This window comes from Kitasatospora sp. NPDC057542 (assembly GCF_042801945.1).
GTDB lineage: Bacteria > Actinomycetota > Actinomycetes > Streptomycetales > Streptomycetaceae > Kitasatospora.
The window spans coordinates 1-3,869 of record NZ_JBHVFE010000648.1; the positions used below are offsets into that span (position 1 = coordinate 1).

At 74.9% G+C, this 3,869-nt stretch carries 4 protein-coding genes and 1 pseudogene; 4 read left to right on the forward strand and 1 reads right to left on the reverse strand.

The annotated features are described in order from the left end of the window. A pseudogene (locus tag ACFU7Y_RS41410) lies at nucleotides 1-185 on the forward strand (hypothetical protein); the annotation flags it as partial. On the opposite strand, the gene ACFU7Y_RS41415 reads toward ACFU7Y_RS41410, so the two are convergent. Then, nucleotides 182-1,135 carry an NAD-dependent epimerase/dehydratase family protein gene (locus ACFU7Y_RS41415; RefSeq protein ID WP_380771568.1) on the reverse strand — a complete coding sequence of 318 codons (954 nt, stop codon included), beginning with the start codon at nucleotides 1,133-1,135 and terminating at the stop codon, nucleotides 182-184. The pseudogene ACFU7Y_RS41410 and the gene ACFU7Y_RS41415 sit on opposite strands and share 4 nt — an antisense overlap. Nucleotides 1,136-1,336: 201 nt before the next feature. On the opposite strand from ACFU7Y_RS41415, the gene ACFU7Y_RS41420 reads away from it, so the two are divergent. The 3 genes from ACFU7Y_RS41420 to ACFU7Y_RS41430 all read left to right on the forward strand — a co-directional run bounded on the left by ACFU7Y_RS41420 (nucleotide 1,337) and on the right by ACFU7Y_RS41430 (nucleotide 3,837). Further along, entirely contained in the window at nucleotides 1,337-2,344 is a 1,008-nt protein-coding gene (locus tag ACFU7Y_RS41420) for a cytochrome c oxidase assembly protein (protein WP_380771574.1), read from the forward strand. A 147-nt stretch (nucleotides 2,345-2,491) separates the two neighbouring features. Then, entirely contained in the window at nucleotides 2,492-3,079 is a 588-nt protein-coding gene (locus ACFU7Y_RS41425; RefSeq protein ID WP_380771570.1) for a YdcF family protein, read from the forward strand. 86 nt (nucleotides 3,080-3,165) lie between these two features. Then, a complete protein-coding gene (locus ACFU7Y_RS41430; protein ID WP_380771572.1) occupies nucleotides 3,166-3,837 on the forward strand; it encodes a hypothetical protein in 672 nt (223 codons plus the stop codon). Nucleotides 3,838-3,869 lie beyond the last annotated feature (32 nt).

The window sequence follows — 3,869 nt, forward strand, 5'->3', positions numbered from 1 at the left end:
GCACGGCGGCGCCGTTTCGGCGGACACGCTGTGCGGTCGACGGCGACCGTACGTGCACGGGCGGCTCTGACTTCACCCGCACCCCCGTCGGCCGGATCATCGACGCCACCGCCCGCAACATCGACGACTTCGCCGCCGGCCACCGCAACGAGAACACCCTGGTCCCAGCCGCGCCGCCGGCCTAACCCAGCGCCTCGCGGTACCAGGCGACGGCCTGCGGGAGCCGGGCCAGCGGGCCCGGACCGGGCGGGCAGGCGGCGAGCCGCCAGATCCGCTCGCTGCGGTACCAGTGATCGCGGGCGATCAGGCCGAACTGCCGCTCGGAGACCCGGCCGGGCGCGGCGGCCAACAGCCGGCGGCACTCCTCCCAGGGCACGGCCGGGCCGTGCGGGGCGGGCAGCAGGCCGAGGGCGGCCAGGGCGGCGAGCAGGTCGCCGCCGCGGACCGGCTCGGGGTGCGAGGCGTGGTGGACGCCCGGCGCGGCGGCGTGCCCGTCCAGGGCGAGCACGGTGATCAGCCGGGCCAGGTCGGTGCGGTCCACCATCGAGAGCCGGGCGCTGCCGCCCTCCCAGCGGACCGGCACCCGGCGGACCAGCTCGGCCAGCGCGGGCACCACCCAGCGGTCGCCGCTGCCGGTCACCAGCCCGGGGCGCAGCACGTACCCGCCGGCCGCCAGCGCGTGGCGCTCGCCGAGCAGCCGGGTGCGGCTGGCCTCGGACACCGGGGCGGGCGGCACCTCGTCCACCTCGATGCCCGCGTGCGGGCCCTCGCCGTAGACCGCCGCGGTGGAGAGGTGGACGATCCGCCGCACCCCGGCGCGGGTGGCGGCCGCCATCAGCGCGGCGGTGCCCCGGTCGTTCACCGCCTCGCACTCCTCGGCGCCGCCGTCGACCCGGGAGGCGAGGTGCACCAGCGCCCCGGCGCCCGTACAGAGCTCCGTGAGCGCCACCGGGTCGGCGAGGTCGCCCGGCACCCAGGCGGTGCCCGGTACGGCGCTCTGCGGCGGCTTGCGGGCCAGGGCTCGCACCGGGACGCCGCGCGCCGCGAGGGCCGCCAGCACGGCGGAGCCGATGAAGCCCGTCGCCCCGGTCAGCGCGACCGTGGGGCGCGCCGCGGGTCCGTGTTCCGCCGCCATCTCCGAGCCTCCCTGCCGACCGGCCGGTCAGTCTAGCCAGGAGGCGCCCCGGTGGGGAGGCACCCGTACGGAGGGGGCGGGGAGTGGCCCGAGGTAAGGCCCACCTAGGCTGTATGTCAAGCAAAACGGGCGAACCGGACCCGCACCAGGGACCACGAGGACGGAAAGCAGGACCCGCCGATGGGCGACGGAATGTCAGGAATGCACCACCACGGCGGGATGACCCAGCTAGGCCCGTTCACCTTGTCGAACGTCTGGACCTGGTCCCCGGACTGGGTGTTCCTGCTCGGCGGCCTGGTCGTGCTGGGGCTGTACGCGGCGGGCGTGGTGCGGCTGTACAGGCGCGGCGACCGCTGGCCGATCGGCCGGATGGTCGGCTGGGCGGCGGGTGTCGCCAGCATGCTGCTGGTCACCTGCACCGGGCTGAACGACTACGGCATGGTGCTGTTCAGCGCGCACATGATCCAGCACATGGTGCTCTCCATGCTGACGCCGATCCTGCTGCTGCTCGGCGCCCCGATCACGCTGGCGCTGCGGGCACTGCGCCCGGCCGGCAAGGGCCGTCCGCGCGGGCCGCGCGAGCTGCTGGTGGCGCTGCTGCACAGCCGGTACGTCCGGATCATCTCGCACGCGGCGTTCACCATCCCGATGTTCATCGCGAGCCTCTACGGGGTCTACTTCACCCCGCTGTTCGACTTCCTGATGCAGTACCGCCTCGGGCACATCTTCATGATGGTGCACTTCCTGTTCACCGGTCTGGCCTTCTTCTGGCCGATCATGGGCGTGGACCCGGGCCCGCACCGTCCCGGCCACGTGATGCGGATCATCGAGCTGTTCATGGGCATGCCGTTCCACGCGTTCTTCGGCGTGGCGGTGATGATGGCCGGCCACCCGCTGGTCACCACCTTCACCGCGGAGGGCGCGCCGCCCGGCACGAACCTGCTGGAGGATCAGAAGCTGGCCGGCGGCATCACCTGGGCGTTCGGCGAGATCCCGACCGCGATCGTGCTGATCGCGCTGGTCTACCAGTGGATGGGCTCCGAGCAGCGGCAGGCCCGCCGCACCGACCGTGCCGAGGAACGCTCCGGCGACGCCGAGCTGGAGGCGTACAACGCCTACCTGGCCTCCCTGCACAAGCGCGACCGGCGCGCGAGCGCGGCCCCGGCCGCCCCGGCCACCGGTGCAGCCCCGGTGGCCGACGCCGGCTGAGCCCGCCGCCGCCCACCGCGGAACCCCCGTTCCCGGCAACCCCCGTTCCACCTCCGGAACGGGGGTTCCGTCGTTTCCGGCCCACCACGGGACGGTGTTTCCACCGAGCGCCGGAACGGTCGTTCCGCCGGATGCGTTCGAACGGACATGCACGTCCTGCCGATCGTCGCCGTCCTGCTCTGCGGGTACGTCCTGCTCTGGCTGCTCGGCTTCCTCGGCCTGGCGCTGTACCACCGCCGCCGGCCCGCGCCGGCCGGCTCCGACTACCTGGTGGTCCTGGGCGCCGCGCTGGACGGCTGCGAGCCCGCGCCCCCGCTGGCGGCCCGGCTGGACGCCGCGCTGGATCGTTTCGCCGTCGAGGAGGCCGCCGGGTACGCCCCGCTGGTCCTGGTGACCGGCGGGAAGGGCCCGCACGAGGACTGCACCGAGGCCGCCGCGATGGCCCGCTACCTGGTCGCCCGGGGCGTCCCGGAGGATCGGATCCGGCGCGAGGAGCGGGCCGTGAACACCGCCGAGAACCTGCGCTTCAGCGCCGCCCTGATGGCCGCCGAGCGCCCCGGCTACCGCTGCACGGTGGTCACCAACGGCTTCCACACCGTCCGCTCCGCCCTGGCCGCCCGCCGGGCCGGTGCCCCCGCCGCCGTGCTCGGCGCGGACGGCCCGCTGGCGCACGGCCCGTACCTCCTGCTGCGCGAGGCCGTCGGCACCGCCCTCGCCCTGCTCGGCCGCGCCTGAGGGCCGGTCCCGGCGCCGGGCTCTGGATCACGTCACACCCCTGCGTCAGGATGGGGACGGAGACGAGTGCGGAGGGGGCACCGGGCGTGTACGAGTGGAGCGCCCTGCAACGGGTCGGCGTGCGGGTGGGCCTGGCCGCCGGCCTGGTCGCGGCGACGGTGGGCGGGATGGCCGCCTGGCAGTGGGTGTTCGACGACCCGGGGTGGCTGTCCTGGCACGGGTGGGCGTTCGGGGCCGCCCTGCTGACGGGCGCGGCGGCCTCGGGGCCGTTCCTGCGGGACGAGCTCTCCCCCGGTGCGGTGGTGGGCGTCGGCCTCTTCCTGCTCGTGCCACCGCTGCTCGGCGTCCTGATGACGGCGTCCGCCACGTACGACATCCGGAGCTGGATGCACAGCGACCAGGCGGTGACGGCCACCCTGAGCGGCTGCCACGTCTCCGGTTCGGAGACCCTGGACACCGACCGCGGACCGATCGGGGCGGTCGACGTCTACAGCTGCACCTACCGCTGGACGGCCGCCGGGCAGGACTGGGAGCAGGTCCGGCGCTCCCCCGACGGGGTCCACCCGGACGGCCATCAGGAGCAGGTCTGGGCGGACGGTTCGACCGGCGAGGTGGCCGAGCACCGGCCGGTCAGGATCGGTATGGGCATCCTGATCGCACTCGCCTGCCTGGTCGCCACCGCGCTGGTCTGGGGCGGGCAGCTGATCCTCCTGCACGAGAACGGCCTGCTCGGCCGCCGGCGGACGGCCGACGCCTGAGCACGGAGGAGGCCCCCGGGTCCGTACGGACG